We start from the raw sequence: 16,127 nt of genomic DNA, 5'->3' as shown, positions 1-16,127 counted from the left end.
CGCGCCTCAGGGGCAGGCGACCCACTCCTCGTCGCCGTCGGTGAAGACCTGCCGCTTCCAGATCGGCAGCCGCTTCTTCACCTCGTCGACGAGCTCGGCGCAGGCGGCGAACGCCTGGCCACGGTGGGAGGCGCTGACCGCGCAGGCCAGCGCGACGTCGCCGATGCCGAGCATGCCGACCCGGTGGGAGACGGCGACGGCGTGCACGTCGGGCCGCGCGGCGAACTCCTGCGCCAGCTCCTCGATGACCGACTGCGCCGTCGGGTGGCCGACGTACTCCAGCTCGGTCACCGACCGGCCGCCGTCGTGGTCACGGACGACGCCGGAGAAGGAGACGACCGCGCCGGCCGCCTTGTCCGCCACGGCGTCCTCGTGCTCGGCGACCGAGAGCGGCGCGTCGACGACTCGGGCGATCACGGCGCCGACGGTACCCCGGGGGCCGGGCCCGGAGGCGGGACGTCGAGGTCGGTGGGGTCCGCCAGGCCCGTGCAGTCGACCTCGGTGACGGGGTGGGTCGCGAGGTAGCGCCGGGCACCCTCGTCGCCGGTCGCGGTCTCGGCCACCCCCGCCCAGTGCTCGCGGCCGAGGAGGACGGGGTGCCCGCGGACGCCGTCGTAGGTGGCGATCGCCAGCGCGTCCGGTGCCGCGTGCGAGGCCAGGCGCTCCAGGGCCACGGTGGTCATGCCCGGCATGTCGACCAGCAGCACGAGCGCGGCCTCGATCCGTCCCGGCCAGCCGCGCAGCCCCTCCAGCCCGGTGCGCAGGGACGACGCCATGCCCGTCTCCCAGTCGCGGTTGGCCAGCACCGTCGCGCCGTCCAGGTCCGCGGTGCGCCACACGTCGACCGCCCGGGCGCCCAGCACGACCAGGACGGGGTCGCACACCGCCCGCGCCGTCGCGACCGCCCGCTCGACCAGCAGGCTGCCCTCGTACTCGACCAGCGCCTTCGGCATCCCGTACCGGCGGCCGCCCCCGGCGGCGAGGACGAGCCCTGCGACTGCGCTCATGGCCCCAGCCTCTCAGCGGGCGTAGACGGCCACCTCGGAGGCCTTCACCGTGGCCCAGACCGCCGACCCCGGGGCCAGGCCGAGCTCGGCGAAGGCGGTCGCGGTGACGTCGGCGACCAGCGGCACCTCGCCGTCCAGCTCGCAGCGGACCGTCGCGCCGTGCGGGGTGGCCGACACCAGCCGCAGCGGCCACACGTTGCGCGGGCTGCCGTGCGGGGCGCTGAGGTAGAGCGCCACCGACTCGGGCCGGACGGCGACGAACACCGGCCCGGCCGTCTCCTCGGCCACCGCGACCGCGCCGCCGCCCTCCAGCCGCACGGTGGACCCCGCGCCGGTGCCGGGCAGGAGGGCGAGGCCGACCAGCCGCGCCACGTAGTCGGTGCGCGGGTGCCGGCTGACGTCGGCCGGGGTGCCGGCCTGGACGACCCGCCCCTCCTCGACGACGACGACCCGGTCGGCCAGCGCCATCGCGTCGACCGGGTCGTGCGTCACCAGCACGGTGCTGCCGGCGAACGCGGCGAGGTGCCGGCGCAGCTCCGCGCGGACGACCAGCCGGGTGCGGGCGTCCAGCGCCGACAACGGCTCGTCGAGCAGCAGGACGGCGGGGTCGCCGACCAGCGCGCGGGCCAGCGCGGCCCGCTGCGCCTGCCCCCCGGAGAGCTGGCCGGGCCGGCGGTCGCCGAGATCGGCCAGCCCGACCCGCCCCAGCCACTCCCCCGCCGCCGCCCGCGCCGCGGCCTTCCGCAGCCCCCGGGTGCGGAGCCCGAAGGCCACGTTGTCGGTGACCGTCAGGTGTGGGAAGAGCAGGTGGTCCTGGAAGACCATGCCCAGCCGGCGCTCGTGGGCGGGCACGTGCACCCCGGCCGCGACGTCGTCCCAGACGTCGCGGCCGTCGACCGCCACCCGGCCGCCGTCGGGTGGCAGCAGCCCGGCCAGCACCCGCAGCAGCGTGGACTTGCCCGCTCCGTTCGGGCCGAGGACGGCGAGCACCTCCCCGTCGGCGACGTCGAGGTGCAGGTCGACGGTGAGCGCGCCGCGGGCCACGGTGATCGAGGCCGCGAGGCTCATGCCGCGGCTCCGGCGCTAGACAGCCAGCGGTCGCGGAGGAGCAGCAGCGTGGCGAGGGAGACCACGAGCAGCACGAGGGAGAGGACGATCGCCGCCTGCGGGTCGCGCTGCAGCGCCAGGTACACGGCCAGCGGCATCGTCTGCGTCGTCCCCGGGAAGTTGCCGGCGAAGGTGATCGTGGCGCCGAACTCGCCGAGCGCGCGGGCCCAGCAGAGCACGGCGCCCGCGGCGATGCCCGGGGACACGAGCGGGAGGGTCACCCGGCGGAACGTCGTCCACCGGTCGGCCCCGAGGGTTGCCGCGGCGTCCTCGAACCGCGCGTCGGCCGCCCGCAGCGCCCCCTCGACGCTGATGACGAGGAACGGCATCGCCACGAACGTCTCGGCGATCACCACCGCCGTCGTGGTGAACGGGATCGTGACGTCGAAGCCCTGGTCCAGCCAGCGGCCGACGATCCCCTGCCGGCCCAGCACGAGGAACAGCGCGACCCCGCCGACGACCGGCGGCAGCACCAGGGGGACCGTGACCAGGGCGCGCAGCACCGACCGGCCCCGGGCCCGCGAGCGGGCCAGCACCCAGGCCAGCGGCACACCGAGCACGAGCGAGACCGCGGTGGCCAGCGTCGCCGACACCAGGGAGAGGCGCAGCGCCTCGCCGACGGCCGGGTCCGCCAGCTGCGCGGGCAGGTCCGTCCACGGCGTGCGGACGACGAGGCCGAGCAGGGGCAGGACGAGGAAGGCGACGGCGATCGAGGCGGGGACGAGCAGCGGCAGCGGGACCCCGGCCCCCCGTCGTCTCACGGGGTGCGGAAGCCGGCGTCGGCCAGCGCCTGCTGCCCGCTCTCGGACCGCACCAGGTCGACGAAGGCGGCGGCCGCCGCGGGGTTGGGGGCGTCGGCCAGCGTGCAGATCGGGTAGTCGTTCACCGCGTCCTCGGCCTCGGGGAAGTCGAGGCCCTCGACCGCGTCACCGGCCGCGGTGACGTCGGTGGTGTAGACCAGCGCGGCGTCGACCTCGCCGAGCTCGACCTTGGTCAGCGCCGCCCGCACGTCCTCCTCCAGGGTGTCGGGCACGGCGGTGACGCCCGCTGCGGCGAAGACGTCGTCGGCGGCCGCGCCACAGGGCACCTCCGGCGCGCAGACCGCGAGCGTCAGGTCCTCCCGCCCGAAGTCGGCCAGGCCGGACACCCCGGCGGGGTTGCCCGCGGGAACGGCGATCTGCAGCACGTTCGCGGTGAAGACCACGGGGTCCTCCGCCTGCAGCCCCGCCTCGGTGAGCACGGTCATCTGCGCCTGGTTCGCCGAGGCGAAGACGTCCGCCGGCGCCCCCTGGGTCAGCTGCGTGGCCAGCGCGGAGCTGCCGGCGAAGTTGAACTGCACGTCGAGGTCGGGGTTGTCCTGCCCCAGCTGGTCGCCCAGCTCGGTGAAGACGTCGGTGAGCGAGGCGGCCGCGAAGACGGTGAGCGTGCCGGTCAGGCCGCCGTCCCGGCCCTCCCCGCCGCCGTCGGTGGCACCGGACTGCGCGGTGCCGCAGCCGGTCAGCAGGAGCGCCGCGAGGACGAGGGAGGCAGGAGTCCGCACCCGCGGCACACTAGACGAGGTGCGCCCGCATCTGCGGGTGTACGACGCGCGCTCGTGTCCGAGCCCTCGGTCGGTCAGGGGACGTCGACGCTGACCTGGGTCGCCTTCACGGTCGCGACCGCGCGCACGCCGACGTCGAGGCCGAGCTCGTCCGCGGCCTCGCGGGACATCAGCGAGACCACCCGGAACGGCCCGGCCTGGATCTCGACCTGGGCCATCACGCCGTCCCGGACGACGCGCGTGACGATGCCGGTCAGCCGGTTGCGGGCCGAGGAGTGCCGCGTGGCACCCGGCTCGGGCGCCTCGCGCAGCTGCGCGGCGACGCGGGCCAGATCGGCGCCGTCGATGTGCGCCGGCCCGCCTCCCTCCCGCGAGGCCGGGAGCCGGCCGCCGTCGATCCAGCGGCGCACCGTGTCGTCGCTGACCCCGAGCAGCTCGGCGGCCTCGGCGATGCGGTAGGAGGCGGCCACGCCGCACCCTAACCCCGCACCTGCGGCGTCCCGCGCGTTCCGGTTCGGCAGGTGCGGACCTGTGGACAGCGCTCCGTCGTCCACAGGACGAGCCGGGCTCCGTCGCAGCGGCCGGGCACCATGCGGGCCATGGCTACCGACCCCGCGGACGACGCCTGGCTCCGCGAGCTGCTGCTGCACGGCGACTGGCCGGCCGATCTCCGCCACACCGGGGAGATGGCCGGCGTCCTGGCCGAACGCGACCCCGCGGTCGACCGGACCGGTGGCGCGACGAGGGCGCTGCTCGCCGCCCTCGACGACGCCTGGGAACGCGGCTGGCAGCCCGCCGACGTGGTGCACGTGATCGGTCGGGGGGCGACCGCTCGGGCGCGGACGCTGACCCTGGCACTCATCGCGGAGGACGCCCGGGTCCGGGACGCCGCGTCGCGGGCGCCGGCGGGGTGGCTCGAGCAGCTGCGCGAGCTGGGTGCCCTGCGCCCCGGCGACGCCGACGTCGTCGGCGTCGTCGGCGCCTGGCACCGGGCGGAGCGGCGGTCGGCCGCCGACGCGTGGCGGGTCGTCCTGGTGCTCGCCTCCGCGCTGCGCAGGCTGGCCCGCATCGAGCAGCTGGTGCCGCCCCCGTCCCGCTGGGGGCCGGGCACCGGAGGCACGGGGCCGGCCGGCGCCGAACGCACCCGGACGCCGGACGACGGGCGGGTGCTCCGGCGCATCCGCGGCCTCCTGGCCAAGGCGGAGTCGAGCGACTTCCCCGACGAGGCCGAGGCCCTGACCGCCAAGGCGCAGCAGCTCATGACCCGCCACGCCGTCGACGCCGCGCTGCTGGACGCGGAGGCCGGTCCGTCGGCCGGAGCCGGGATCGGCACCCGCCGCGTGCACGTCGACGACCCGTACGTGCGTGCGAAGATGCAGCTCCTGGGCGCGGTGGCCGACGCCAACGGCGTGCGCCTGGTCTGGTACCAGGGCCTCGGGATCGCGAACCTGGTGGGCGCAGCCCCGGACCTGGCCGCGGTGGAGCTGCTGTTCACGTCCCTGCTGCTCCAGGCCTCCCGGGCGCTCGCGTCGGCGGAGAGGGACGCGGGACGGGGCGCGGCGTCGCGCGCCTTTCGGCGGGCCTTCCTGCTGGGCTATGCGCACCGCGTGGGCGAACGGCTCACGGCCGCCCGCGAGCGCGCCACGACGCAGGCCGCCGCCGAGCGCGGCGCTGATCTGGTGCCGGTCCTCCGGCGCCGGGCGGAGGCTGTCGACGCGGTGGTCACCGAGTTGTTCCCGCGGGTACGCAGCAGCCGGAGCCGCGGATCGGTCGACGGCGGCGGCTGGTACGCCGGCCGGGCAGCGGCCGACCGCGCCGACGTCGGCCCGCGGCGGCCCTCGGTGCGCTGACCCGGGGTCGACGCCCGGCCCAGGTCCCCTCGCGTCCGCCGCGCCGCCTCCTCGAGCCCGCCGGTCCCCGCCGCTCCCGGCGCACCGCGCCACGTTCCCGCGGGGACGTCACACCCCTGTGACCAGCGGCCTCTGTCGTGGCACCCAGCCCCTCGAAGACACCGGTGACGAGCTGACCGGCGTTCCCGCCGGAACGCCGGTCAGCACACCCGGTCACGCGAGGCGGTCGTCGTGACCAGGACCGCACCGCGGGTCGTTTGCCGATCACACCACCCGGGGAGTGGGTGCCGGTGCCCCGCAACGACGAGACCAACCCCGCCGGGGCGTCCGCCTCCGTCCGCACCCGCCGCATCCGGGAGGTCGCTCGCGAGCTGCTCGGCTTCGAGGACTTCCGGCCCGGCCAGGAGGAGGCCATGAAGTCGGTTGTCTCGGGGCGCGACACCCTCGCGGTGCTGCCGTCGGGGGCCGGGAAGTCCGCCGTCTACCAGGTCGCCGGACAGCTGACCGACGGTCCGGTGCTCGTCGTCTCGCCGCTCATCGCCCTGCAGCGCGACCAGGTCGACCGGCTCGACGAGCTGGACGGCCTCGACGGCGAGGCGGCGCAGCTGAACTCGGCCCTCTCCGCCGGCGACCAGCGGGGCGCGCTCGAGGGGCTCCGTGACGGAACGGTCCGCTACCTCTTCCTCGCACCCGAGCAGCTGACCAAGCCCGAGGTCGTCGAGGCGATCGCCGATACCCACCCGGCGCTGGTCGTCGTCGACGAGGCGCACTGCGTGTCGGCCTGGGGGCACGACTTCCGCCCCGACTACCTGCGGCTGGGGTCGGTCATCGAGCAGCTCGGCCATCCCACCGTGCTCGCGCTGACCGCCACCGCCGCGCCCCCGGTGCGCGCGGAGATCGTCGAGCGGCTGGGCATGCGGAACGCGAACACCGTCGTCGCCGGCTTCGACCGCCCGGAGATCCGGCTGGAGGTCGAGCAGCACGCCGACGCGCACGGCAAGCACCATGCGGTGCTCGACCGGGTGCTCGCCGAGGTCGGCGAGGGACACGTCCCGGGGATCGTCTACAGCGCCACCCGGAAGGGCACCGAGGAGCTCGCCGCCGCGCTCACCGACCGGGGGCTGCGGGCCCGCCCCTACCACGCGGGCCTCCGGAAGGCCGACCGCGACGACGCCCAGCGGGCGTTCATGGACGACGAGCTGGACGTCGTCGTCGCGACGACGGCGTTCGGCATGGGCATCGACAAGCCCGACACCCGTTTCGTCGTCCACGCCGAGCCCGCCGACTCGGTGGACAGCTACTACCAGGAGATCGGTCGCGCCGGGCGGGACGGCGAGCCGGCACTGGCGGTGCTGGTCTACCGGCAGGAGGACCTCGGGCTGCGCAGGTTCTTCGCCGCCGGCGTCCCCGCCGAGGAGGAGCTGCAGCAGGTCGCCGGGCTGGTCGGGGCGGCGGAGGCCGCCGGGCTGGACGGCGGCGTCGACGTCCGGCAGCTGCGCGAGGAGACCGGCCGCGGCGCCACCCCGCTGGCCCGCGACCTGAACCTGCTGGAGCAGGTGTCGGCGGTGGTGCTCGACGAGGAGGGCGCCGCGCACCGGGCCGAGAGCGCCCCGGCCCCCGGGGAGGCGGCCGCCGCCGCCCGCGAGCTGGCCGAGCACCACGAGCGGGTCGACCAGAGCCGCGTGGAGATGATGCGCGGCTACGCGGAGACCACCGAGTGCCGGCGACAGTTCCTCCTCGGCTACTTCGGCGAGCAGCTGGAGAAGCCGTGCGGCAACTGCGACAACTGCTCCGCCGGCTCGTCCCAGGAGCAGCCCGGGGCCGACGACGCCGACACGCCGTTCCCCGCGCAGACGGCGGTCCAGCACGCCGAGTGGGGGCCGGGCGTGGTCATGCGGGTGGAGGACGACCGGGTCGTCGTCCTGTTCGAGGAGGTCGGCTACAAGACCCTCGGGCTCGCCGCCGTCCTCGGCAACGACCTCCTCGCGCGCCGCGACTGACGACTTTCCGCGCCGAAAGTCCCAGCTCGGCCTGCGGAACGCGGGCGACGACGTGATCATCGAGCTCGAGACCGGGTGGATCGCCCCCCGGCGGGAGGAGTTGACGGGTGAAGGTCCTCGGCATCAACGCGCTCTACCACGACCCGGCCGCGGCTCTGGTCGTCGACGGCCAGGTGGTCGCCGCCGCGGAGGAGGAGCGGTTCAGCCGCCGCAAGCACGGCAAGCGGCCGCTGCCGTGGAGCGCCTGGGAACTGCCCGAACTGTCGGCCGCGTGGGTGCTGGCCGAGGCCGGGCTCACCCCCGCCGACCTGGATGCCGTCGCCTACTCGTTCGACCCGCGCCTGATGCCGAGCCCCGAGGAGACCGGGCTCCACGACGAGGGCGACGTCATGCGGAAGATGTACGCCGAGAAGGCGCCGTCCTTCCTCGCCCACCACCTGCCGGGGCTGACCGAGGACCGGGTCCGCTTCGTCCCCCACCACGTGGCGCACGCGGCGTCGGCCGGGCTCGCCGCGCCGTACCCGACCAACTCCGTGCTGGTCCTCGACGGCCGCGGCGAGGCGGTGAGCCACCTCGCCGGGCGGTACGTCGACGGCCGGCTGGAGGTGCTCGCCAGCCAGGCGCTCCCGCACTCCCTGGGTCTGCTCTACGAGGACCTCACCGAGCACCTGGGCTTCCTGCGCAGCTCCGACGAGTACAAGGTCATGGCGATGGCCTCCTACGGGAAGCCGCGCTTCGCCGGCGAGCTCGAGTCCTACGTGCACGCCACGGGCGACGGCGGGTTCCGCACCGAGCGGATCGACTTCACCGAGTTGGCCCCCCGGCTGGGCAAGGGCGACGAGTGGACCGAGGCGCACGCCGACCTCGCCGCCAGCGTCCAGCTGCGGCTGGAGGAGACGATGCTCGACCTCGCCCGCTGGCTGCACGGCCGGACGGGCGACACCGCGCTCACCCTGGCCGGCGGCGTCGCGCTCAACTGCGTCGCCAACAGCCGGATCCACGCGGAGGGGCCGTTCGACCACGTGTGGGTGCAGCCGGCCGCCGGCGACTCCGGCACCGCCCTCGGCGGCGCGATGGCCGTGGCGACCGAACTGGGCGACGTGACCGCGCCCATGCCCGGCGCCGACCTCGGCCGCGGCTGGACCGACGAGGAGATCGAGACCTGGCTGATCACCGCGGCCATCGACTACGAGCGGCCGCACGACGTCGCCGACGCCGTCGCCGAGGTGCTCGCGAACAACGGGATCGTCGCCTGGTTCCAGGGCCGCAGCGAGTACGGCCCGCGCGCCCTGGGCCACCGGTCGCTGCTCGCCCACCCCGGCTTCGAGGCCAACCTCGAGCGGATGAACAACGTCAAGGGCCGCGAGCAGTTCCGGCCGGTGGCACCGATGGTGCTGGCCGAGCGCGCGGCGGACATCTTCGCCCGGGGCCCGATCCCGTCGCGGTACATGCTCTTCGTCCACGACGTGCACCCCGACTGGCGGGAGCGGATCCCGACGGTCACCCACGTCGACGGGACGGCGCGGATCCAGACCGTCGACCGCACCGAGGAGCCGCTGGTCGCCCGCATGCTCGAGTGCTTCGAGCGGCGCACCGGACTCCCGGTCGTGGTCAACACCAGCCTGAACACCGCCGGCCGGCCGATGGTCGACGACCCGCGGGACGCCCTGGAGTGCTTCGGCTCCGCGCCGGTGGACCTGCTGGCGATCGGCCCGTTCGTCGTCCGCCGGCCCCGGGCCACCGCGCGCTGAACCGCCCTCCCCGCCGGCGCCGAACACACCGGTGTCGGGGCCGGATCTGCCAGGTATCGGTTCGGCAACGGTCGTCCCCCGGACGGGGGACGACCGTTACGGCGTCCGGACCAGGGGTATTCCGGCCCCGGACCGTCCGAGAAAGGGCGGACCGACGAACTCTGGGAGGAACCCCATGTCCGCTGCACGCGACACCACCGGCGCCGGCCGCGGGGCCATGACCTGGCCCCAGATGCTGGCGCTGGCCTTCGGCGCGATCTACCTGCTCATCGGCATCATCGGCTTCTTCATCACCGGCTTCGGGGACTTCTTCGGCAACGAGGCCGGCACGCCGCACCACGTCGACGAGAACCTGCTCGGCTTCATGATCAACCCGGCGCACAACGTGGTGCACATCCTCATCGGTGTCGCGGGGCTGGTCCTGGGCCGCACGCTCGCCGGGGCGCGCACCTACGGCTGGCTGCTCGCCGTCGGCTACGGCGCGGCATTCGTCTACGGGATCTTCGCCGTCGGCACGGAGTGGGATGTCCTCAACCTCAACTGGGCCGACAACATCCTGCACCTGCTGACCGCGGTCGTGGGTCTGGTCATCGCGTTGGGCCCGGTCCGGACGGCCGTGGGCGGCCGTTCCACGCGGGTCTGACCCCAACCTCCACGGCCCCGGAGGCCGGGCTCCCACAGGGGGGTCCGGCCTCCGGCGTCTCCGGCACGGCGGTGCGGTCGTACGACGGTGCGGCGGGTGGGTATGCGACGAAGGTCCAATCCGCATCCGGGGGCCGTTCCCGCACGGCGTGGGAGAGAGTGGTCAGCCAACCGACACGGCGCCATCCCGTCCGCATGGAGGAGCCGCCATGCCCGCAGCCGACGGGGCGGCCCCGATGACCGCACCCCGGACGCTCGCTCTCGCCGTGGGCGCCTTCTACACCCTGCTCGGGATCGCCGGCTTCGGGGTCACCGGCTTCGAGGGCGCCGCGGAACACACCGGCCACCAACTGCTCGGCGTCGCGGTGCACCCGACGCACAACCTCGTGCACCTGGTCGTCGGCATCGTCGGCCTCGCCCTGGCCCGCCGGCCGTACGGCGTCCCTGCCTTCGGCTGGGTGCTGCTCCTGGGCTTCGGCGCGTCCTTCGTGTACGGGCTCGTGGCCACCGGCGCGTCGTGGGACCTGCTGGGGCTGGACTGGGCGAACAACTGGGTGCACCTCGTCAGCGCCCTCATCGGCCTGGGGCTGACGCTGGTCCCGCCGGACCGGGAGACGACCCCCTGGGACTGACCCGCGACGGGACGGCGGTCGGTCCTCCCCTCTACGTTGCCAGGATGGACTTCGCCCTCTCCGCTCGAGCCGAGGACGTCTGCGGCCGGATGTGGGACTTCATGCGTCAGCACGTCTTCCCCGCGGAGCCGGTCTACGACCGGTGGCGGGCCGAGCGTGGCCACGACGACCACGGGCACCCCCCGGTGCTGGAGGAGCTCAAGGCCGAGGCACGCCGGCGGGGCCTGTGGAACCTCTTCTCCCCCGAGCTGGGCGGGCTGACCAACCTGGAGTACGCCTCCGTCGCCGAGATCATGGGCTGGAGCCCGACCATCGCCCCGGAGGCGACCAACTGCGGCGCTCCGGACACCGGCAACATGGAGACGCTCATGCTGTTCGGGACGCCCGAGCAGAAGGAGCGCTGGCTCGAGCCGCTGCTCGCCGGCGAGATCCGCTCCGGCTTCGCGATGACCGAGCCCGACGTCGCGTCCTCGGACGCGCGCAACATCCAGACCTCGATCGTCCGCGACGGCGACGACTACGTGATCAACGGGCACAAGTGGTGGACCAGCGGCGCCGCCGACGAGCGCTGCCAGGTCTTCATCGTCATGGGCAAGACCGATCCGGACGGCGCCCCGCACCGGCAGCAGTCGATGGTCCTCGTCCCGCGGGACACCCCGGGCCTGGAGATCGTCCGGCACCTGCCCGTGTTCGGCTTCCAGGACCAGCACGGCCACTCGGAGATCGTGCTCACCGACGTCCGGGTGCCGGCGACCAACGTGCTGGCCGGCGAGGGTGACGGCTTCATGATCGCGCAGGCCCGCCTGGGGCCCGGTCGCATCCACCACTGCATGCGCGCCCTCGGGATGGCCGAGCGGGCCCTGGCGCTGATGGTCACGCGGGCGCAGAGCCGGGTCGCGTTCGGACGGCCGCTCGCCGAGCAGGGCACCGTCCGCGAGCTGATCGCGCTGTCCCGCCTGGAGATCGACCAGGCCCGGCTGCTCGTGCTCAAGACCGCCGACCTGATCGACCGGTACGGCGCGAAGGGCGCCCGGACGGAGATCGCGGGCATCAAGGTGGTCGCTCCCCGGGTGGCCTGCGCGGTGATCGACCGCGCCATCCAGGTGCACGGCGGGGCGGGGGTCAGCAACGACACCGTGCTGGCCCGGTTCTACGCCGCGGCCCGCACGCTGCGCATCGCCGACGGTCCGGACGCCGTCCACCTGCGCTCGGTCGCCCGCGAGGAGCTGGCCCGGGAACGCCCCCACACCGGCTGACCGCACCCAGCGCCGAGGGGGCGTACCGGTCAGGGAGCGAGCGTGCCGCCGAAGCCGCCGCCGGCCAGCTTCGCCATGAGCTGGGTGCGGTCCAGGCCCACGGCGTCGAGGGCGGCGCCGTCCCGGTCGGTGTCGATCTCGTCGGGCAGCTGGGCGTCCACCCGGTCCGCGGTGTCGTTGTCGCCCTCGGTGCGCAGCACCCGCAGCAGCTCCTGCTTGTCCAGCTTCACGTCTGACCTCCGCTCGGTCGTCGACCGTCGTCGTCCAGCGTGCGGTGCGCGCCGGTGACCTGCAACGTCGTCAGCGGCGCTGCGCCCGCCGGTACAGGAGAGCGGCGGCACCGGCGAGGACGGCGCCGAGGAACAGCTGGGCGACGCCGACGCCGGCCTGGTCGCTGGCGAACCAGGTGACCGAGGAGACCAGCAGGACGACGGCGATCCCGGCGGCGAGCAGGGCGACCAGCCGTTCGCGGCGGTCCACCGGTCCGGGAGTGCTCATGCCGCGACCCTAGGCCCTTGTCATGCAAGTAATCACTTGCGTATCGTTCGGCTGTGGGCGACGTGTTCAAGGCCCTCGCGGACCCCACCCGGCGGGCGATCCTCGACGAGCTCCAGGAGCGGGACGGCCAGACCCTGTTCGAGCTGTGCACCCGGCTGATCACCAGGCACGGGCTGACCTCGAGCCGGCAGGCGGTCTCGCAGCACCTGGACGTGCTCGAGGAGGCCGGCCTGGTGCTGACCCGCCGCGAGGGCCGCTACAAGTTCCACCACCTGGACACCACGCCCCTGCGGGCCATCACCGAGCGGTGGCGGCCGCAACACCGAGGAAGCACTCCCGAGGAGGACCCGTGCGGATCACCCTGACCAGCGTGCTGGTCGACGACCAGGACAAGGCGCTGCGCTTCTACACCGAGGTGCTCGGCTTCGTGAAGAAGACCGAGCTGCCGCTCGGGGAGCACCGGTGGCTCACCGTCGTCTCCCCGGAGGACCCCGACGGCGTGGAGCTCGTCCTGGAGCCCGGCGAGCACCCCGCGGTGCGGCCGTTCAAGGAGGCCCTGGTCGCCGACGGCATCCCGTTCACCTCGTTCACCGTGGCCGACGTGCACGAGGAGTACGAGCGGCTGCGCGCGCTCGGCGTCCGGTTCACCCAGCAGCCGACCGCCATGGGTGGGGTCACCACCGCCGTCCTCGACGACACCTGCGGCAACCTCCTGCAGATCCACGCGGCGTGAGCGGTCACCCGGCCGGGGCGACCGGGCTCCGGCCGGCGGCCAGCCGGTCGCGCTCGGCCGGCCAGCGCCGCACCGCGTCGCTGAGCTCGGCGTGCAGGAAGGTCATGAAGTCGCAGGTCTCCGCCAGCCGCCGGCCGCCCGGCCGGTCCGCGCCCAGGGCGGCCACCCCCTCGGCGACGGTCTCCCCGAAGCGACGCAGCGAGTGCAGCTCCGCGGACATGAAGCGGGACCAGAGGTCGCGGTCGTCGAGGACGTAGAGGTCGCTGCGCGTCCCCGGCTCGCGCTCCCGGGCGAAGAAGCCGACCTGCACGAGGTAGCGGACCGCGCCACTGATCGCCGCGGGGCTCACCCCGAGGCCCCGGGCGAGGTCACCGGCCGTGTAGGCGTCGGCGTCGTCGGCCAGGGCGTAGGCCAGCACGCGCGCCGGCATGGGCGCCATCCCGGCCTCCCGCAGGACCAGCGCGAAACGCTCCACGAAGCGGAGCAGCGTGATCCGCTCACCGTCGTCCGCCACGCCGTCCGCCCTCCGCTCGCCGCACCTGCCGGTGATCACGGTAGGCCACGCTGCACAACATTCACAACTTCGTGAACCGTGTGTAGCTTCGACCGCATGGACACCGCCATCGTGGTCTCCGGTCTCATCAAGACCTTCGGCAGCACCCGCGCCCTCGACGGCCTCGACCTCGAGGTCGCCCACGGCGAGGTGCACGGCTTCCTCGGTCCCAACGGCTCGGGGAAGTCCACCACCATCCGCGTCCTGCTCGGGCTGCTGCGCGCCGACGCCGGCCGGGTGCGCCTGCTGGGCGGCGACCCGTGGGCCGACGCCGTCGAGCTGCACCGCCGGCTCGCCTACGTGCCCGGCGACGTGACGCTGTGGCCGGGCATCACCGGCGGCGAGGCGATCGACCTGCTCGGCCGGCTGCAGGGCGGGCTGGACCCCGCGCGCCGGGCGGAGCTGCTCGAGCGCTTCGACCTCGACCCGCGCAAGAAGGCGCGGGCCTACTCGAAGGGCAACCGGCAGAAGGTGGCGCTGGTGGCCGCCCTCGCCTCCGACGCCGAGCTGTACGTCCTCGACGAGCCCACCTCGGGCCTGGACCCGCTGATGGAGGCGGTGTTCCAGGAGGAGGTGCGCCGGCTGCGCGCCGACGGCCGCACCGTGCTGCTGTCCAGCCACATCCTCGCCGAGGCCGAGGCGCTCTGTGACCGGGTGAGCATCATCCGGCACGGACGGACGGTGCAGAGCGGCAGCCTGGCCGAGCTGCGCCACCTGACCCGCACCACGATGACCGTGCAGACCCTGCGGCCGGTGAGCGGGCTGGAGTCGCTGCCCGGCGTCCACGACCTGGCCCGCGCCGACGGGCGGGTGCGGTTCGACGTGGACACCGACGCCCTCGACGCCGTCGTCCGGCACCTCGGCGACTTCGGGGTCACGGCGCTGACCAGCACCCCGCCGACCCTGGAGGAGCTCTTCCTCCGCCACTACGGCGAGGACCTCGCCGAGCTCGAGGCGGTGCGGTCGTGAGCGCGGTCGCCCTCGCCGGGACCGGTCCGCTGGTCCGCTTCGCGCTGCGCCGGGAGCGGGTGCGGCTGCCGGTGTGGATCGCGGTGGCCGCCGGGCTGGTCGCCACCCAGTCGGTCTCCAGCCAGGCGGTGTACGACTCGCCACAGGACCTCGCCGCCTACCAGGCCTCGGTCGGCAGCAACGCCGCCACGATCGCGCTGGCCGGGCCGCCGGTCGGCCTGGACACCGTCGCGGGCACCGTCGCCTTCGAGATCTCCGCGTTCGTCGTCCTGGTCGTGGCGCTCATGGCCATGACCACCACCGGGCGGCTCACCCGCGGCGACGAGGAGGCCGGCCGCACCGAGCTGGTGCGGGCCACCCGGGTGGGCCGGCACGCCCCGCTGGCCGCCGCCGTGCTGGTCTCCGGGCTGGCCTGTGTCGCGACCGCGGTGGCCATCGGCGCCGTGGCCACCGCGACCGGGCTGCCGGCCCGGGGCTCCTCCCTGCTCGGGGCATCCATCGGGGCCGCCGGTCTGGTGTTCACCGCCGTCGCCGCGGTCGCCGGCCAGGTCACCGGCTCCACCCGCGCCGCCCACGGCATCGTCGGAGCCGTCTTCGCCGTCGCCTTCGTGCTGCGTGCGGTGGGTGACATCGAGGGCAGCGCGGTCGTGTGGACCTCGCCGATCGGCTGGGCCCAGGCCGTGCACCCCTACTCCGACGACCGGGCCTGGCCGCTGCTGGTCTGCCTCGCCGCCACCGCCGCCCTCCTGGTGGGCGCCGTCGCGCTGCTCGACCGCCGGGACCTCGGCGCCGGCCTGGTGCCGCCGCGCCCCGGCCCGGCGTCGGCACACCGGTCGCTGCGCTCGCCGTTGGGGCTGGCGCTGCGCCTGCACCGCGGGTCGCTCGTCGGCTGGGCCGTCGGCCTGACCCTGCTCGGGCTGGTCTACGGCGGCCTGGCCGAGTCGGTGGAGACGCTGTTCGCCGACAACCCGGAGGCCCGCGCGTTCCTCCCGGACGCGGCCAGCCTGGTCGACGCCTACCTGGCGACGACGCTGGCGATCAACGCCCTGCTCGCCGGCGCGTACGCCGTCTCCGCGGTGCTGCGCGCCCGGGCCGAGGAGTCGGCCGGCCGGGCCGAGCCGGTCCTGGCCACGGCCACCAGCCGCACGGCCTGGCTGGGCAGCCACGCGACCGTCGCACTGCTGGGCTCCGCGCTGCTCGTGGGACTCTCGGGCGCGGCGACGGGGCTGACGCGGGCGGCCGCCACCGGGGACGGCGGCGAGTTCGGCCGGCTGCTCGCGGCCGCGCTCGGCTACCTGCCCGCGGTCTGGGTGATGGCCGGCGCCGCGCTGGCGCTGTCGGGGCTGCTGCCGCGGGTGGCGGCCGCGGCGGCCTGGGTGGTGGTCGCCTACGTCGCGGTCACCACGATGCTCGCCGGCTCGCTCGACTGGCCGGCCTGGGCCGACGACCTGTCCCCGCTGAGCTGGACGCCGGCGGTGCCGATCGAGCCGTGGACGGCGCTGCCGCTCGCCGTCCTCACCGCCGTCGCCGCGGGGCTGCTGGCCCTGGGGCTGGGCGCGTTCCGCCGTCGCGACGTGCTCACCGGCTGA

Annotated in this window: 19 protein-coding genes and 1 pseudogene; 10 read left to right on the top strand and 10 right to left on the bottom strand. The window is 75.0% G+C overall.

Annotation, left to right across the window (positions count from 1 at the left end; translation table 11 throughout):
- Nucleotides 1–6 precede the first annotated feature (6 nt).
- From MY520_RS10275 to MY520_RS10245, 7 genes and pseudogenes are all read right to left on the bottom strand, one after another.
- Nucleotides 7–417, bottom strand: coding sequence for a molybdenum cofactor biosynthesis protein MoaE (locus MY520_RS10275; protein ID WP_436691992.1), 411 nt, complete (start codon nt 415–417; stop codon nt 7–9).
- Nucleotides 414–1,007, bottom strand: coding sequence for a nucleotidyltransferase family protein (locus MY520_RS10270; protein ID WP_436691991.1), 594 nt, complete (start codon nt 1,005–1,007; stop codon nt 414–416). Before MY520_RS10270 ends, MY520_RS10275 begins: the two co-directional genes overlap by 4 nt.
- Before the next feature lie 12 nt (nt 1,008–1,019).
- Nucleotides 1,020–1,475 carry a TOBE domain-containing protein gene (locus MY520_RS10265; protein WP_436692038.1) on the bottom strand — a complete coding sequence of 152 codons (456 nt, stop codon included), beginning with the start codon at nt 1,473–1,475 and terminating at the stop codon, nt 1,020–1,022.
- Between the two features lie 120 nt (nt 1,476–1,595).
- Nucleotides 1,596–2,042: pseudogene (locus tag MY520_RS10260) on the bottom strand (ATP-binding cassette domain-containing protein); the annotation flags it as partial.
- A 29-nt stretch (nt 2,043–2,071) separates the two neighbouring features.
- Nucleotides 2,072–2,875: a molybdate ABC transporter permease subunit gene (modB, locus tag MY520_RS10255; protein WP_436691990.1), complete on the bottom strand. Its 804-nt coding sequence runs from the start codon at nt 2,873–2,875 to the stop codon at nt 2,072–2,074.
- Nucleotides 2,872–3,654 (bottom strand): molybdate ABC transporter substrate-binding protein, encoded by a 783-nt coding sequence (modA, locus tag MY520_RS10250; RefSeq protein ID WP_436691989.1) that lies wholly within the window; start codon nt 3,652–3,654, stop codon nt 2,872–2,874. The genes modB and modA overlap by 4 nt, the downstream gene beginning before the upstream one ends.
- Nucleotides 3,655–3,728: 74 nt before the next feature.
- On the bottom strand, nt 3,729–4,124 hold the full coding sequence (locus MY520_RS10245) for a TOBE domain-containing protein (RefSeq protein ID WP_436691988.1): 396 nt from the start codon (nt 4,122–4,124) through the stop codon (nt 3,729–3,731).
- A 129-nt stretch (nt 4,125–4,253) separates the two neighbouring features.
- On the opposite strand from MY520_RS10245, the gene MY520_RS10240 reads away from it, so the two are divergent.
- From MY520_RS10240 to MY520_RS10215, 6 genes are all read left to right on the top strand, one after another.
- Nucleotides 4,254–5,504, top strand: coding sequence for a DUF2786 domain-containing protein (locus tag MY520_RS10240; protein WP_436691987.1), 1,251 nt, complete (start codon nt 4,254–4,256; stop codon nt 5,502–5,504).
- A gap of 290 nt (nt 5,505–5,794) precedes the next feature.
- Nucleotides 5,795–7,504 (top strand): RecQ family ATP-dependent DNA helicase, encoded by a 1,710-nt coding sequence (locus MY520_RS10235; protein WP_436691986.1) that lies wholly within the window; start codon nt 5,795–5,797, stop codon nt 7,502–7,504.
- Between the two features lie 107 nt (nt 7,505–7,611).
- Nucleotides 7,612–9,255, top strand: coding sequence for a carbamoyltransferase family protein (locus MY520_RS10230; RefSeq protein ID WP_436691985.1), 1,644 nt, complete (start codon nt 7,612–7,614; stop codon nt 9,253–9,255).
- Nucleotides 9,256–9,430: 175 nt separating this feature from the next.
- Nucleotides 9,431–9,898: a DUF4383 domain-containing protein gene (locus MY520_RS10225; RefSeq protein WP_436691984.1), complete on the top strand. Its 468-nt coding sequence runs from the start codon at nt 9,431–9,433 to the stop codon at nt 9,896–9,898.
- 208 nt (nt 9,899–10,106) lie between these two features.
- On the top strand, nt 10,107–10,529 hold the full coding sequence (locus tag MY520_RS10220) for a DUF4383 domain-containing protein (protein WP_436691983.1): 423 nt from the start codon (nt 10,107–10,109) through the stop codon (nt 10,527–10,529).
- 44 nt (nt 10,530–10,573) lie between these two features.
- Nucleotides 10,574–11,785: an acyl-CoA dehydrogenase family protein gene (locus tag MY520_RS10215; RefSeq protein ID WP_436691982.1), complete on the top strand. Its 1,212-nt coding sequence runs from the start codon at nt 10,574–10,576 to the stop codon at nt 11,783–11,785.
- Nucleotides 11,786–11,814: 29 nt separating this feature from the next.
- On the opposite strand, the gene MY520_RS10210 is transcribed toward MY520_RS10215, so the two are convergent.
- Nucleotides 11,815–12,015 carry a hypothetical protein gene (locus MY520_RS10210; protein ID WP_436691981.1) on the bottom strand — a complete coding sequence of 67 codons (201 nt, stop codon included), beginning with the start codon at nt 12,013–12,015 and terminating at the stop codon, nt 11,815–11,817.
- 70 nt (nt 12,016–12,085) lie between these two features.
- On the bottom strand, nt 12,086–12,283 hold the full coding sequence (locus MY520_RS10205; RefSeq protein WP_436691980.1) for a hypothetical protein: 198 nt from the start codon (nt 12,281–12,283) through the stop codon (nt 12,086–12,088).
- Between the two features lie 53 nt (nt 12,284–12,336).
- Here MY520_RS10205 and MY520_RS10200 point away from each other — a divergent pair, with 53 nt between their 5' ends.
- The gene (locus tag MY520_RS10200; RefSeq protein ID WP_436691979.1) at nt 12,337–12,648 is read left to right on the top strand and encodes an ArsR/SmtB family transcription factor; all 312 of its coding nucleotides are present in this window, start codon (nt 12,337–12,339) and stop codon (nt 12,646–12,648) included.
- Nucleotides 12,633–13,016, top strand: a complete 384-nt coding sequence (locus MY520_RS10195; RefSeq protein WP_436691978.1) for a VOC family protein — start codon at nt 12,633–12,635, stop codon at nt 13,014–13,016. The genes MY520_RS10200 and MY520_RS10195 overlap by 16 nt, the downstream gene beginning before the upstream one ends.
- 4 nt (nt 13,017–13,020) lie before the next feature.
- On the opposite strand, the gene MY520_RS10190 is transcribed toward MY520_RS10195, so the two are convergent.
- Nucleotides 13,021–13,569, bottom strand: coding sequence for a GbsR/MarR family transcriptional regulator (locus tag MY520_RS10190; protein ID WP_436691977.1), 549 nt, complete (start codon nt 13,567–13,569; stop codon nt 13,021–13,023).
- Between the two features lie 57 nt (nt 13,570–13,626).
- Between MY520_RS10190 and MY520_RS10185 the strand changes: the two genes are divergently transcribed.
- Entirely contained in the window at nt 13,627–14,538 is a 912-nt protein-coding gene (locus tag MY520_RS10185; protein ID WP_436691976.1) for an ABC transporter ATP-binding protein, read from the top strand.
- Nucleotides 14,535–16,127: an ABC transporter permease gene (locus MY520_RS10180; protein ID WP_436691975.1), complete on the top strand. Its 1,593-nt coding sequence runs from the start codon at nt 14,535–14,537 to the stop codon at nt 16,125–16,127. Before MY520_RS10185 ends, MY520_RS10180 begins: the two co-directional genes overlap by 4 nt.

Origin of the sequence: Geodermatophilus sp. CPCC 205506 (genome assembly GCF_051383635.1) — a bacterium.
GTDB lineage: Bacteria > Actinomycetota > Actinomycetes > Mycobacteriales > Geodermatophilaceae > Geodermatophilus.
Note: the sequence above shows the minus strand (reverse complement) of the source record. Positions and strands in the feature narration are given on the sequence as shown.

Coding starts and splice junctions, on each gene's coding strand:
- MY520_RS10265 (WP_436692038.1), bottom strand. CDS start 1,475: ATGGCGCTGGCCGACCGGGTCGTCGTCGTCGAGGAGGGGCGGGTCGTC.
- MY520_RS10225 (WP_436691984.1), top strand. CDS start 9,431: ATGTCCGCTGCACGCGACACCACCGGCGCCGGCCGCGGGGCCATGACC.
- MY520_RS10270 (WP_436691991.1), bottom strand. CDS start 1,007: ATGAGCGCAGTCGCAGGGCTCGTCCTCGCCGCCGGGGGCGGCCGCCGG.
- MY520_RS10215 (WP_436691982.1), top strand. CDS start 10,574: ATGGACTTCGCCCTCTCCGCTCGAGCCGAGGACGTCTGCGGCCGGATG.
- MY520_RS10205 (WP_436691980.1), bottom strand. CDS start 12,283: ATGAGCACTCCCGGACCGGTGGACCGCCGCGAACGGCTGGTCGCCCTG.
- MY520_RS10240 (WP_436691987.1), top strand. CDS start 4,254: ATGGCTACCGACCCCGCGGACGACGCCTGGCTCCGCGAGCTGCTGCTG.
- MY520_RS10220 (WP_436691983.1), top strand. CDS start 10,107: ATGCCCGCAGCCGACGGGGCGGCCCCGATGACCGCACCCCGGACGCTC.
- MY520_RS10185 (WP_436691976.1), top strand. CDS start 13,627: ATGGACACCGCCATCGTGGTCTCCGGTCTCATCAAGACCTTCGGCAGC.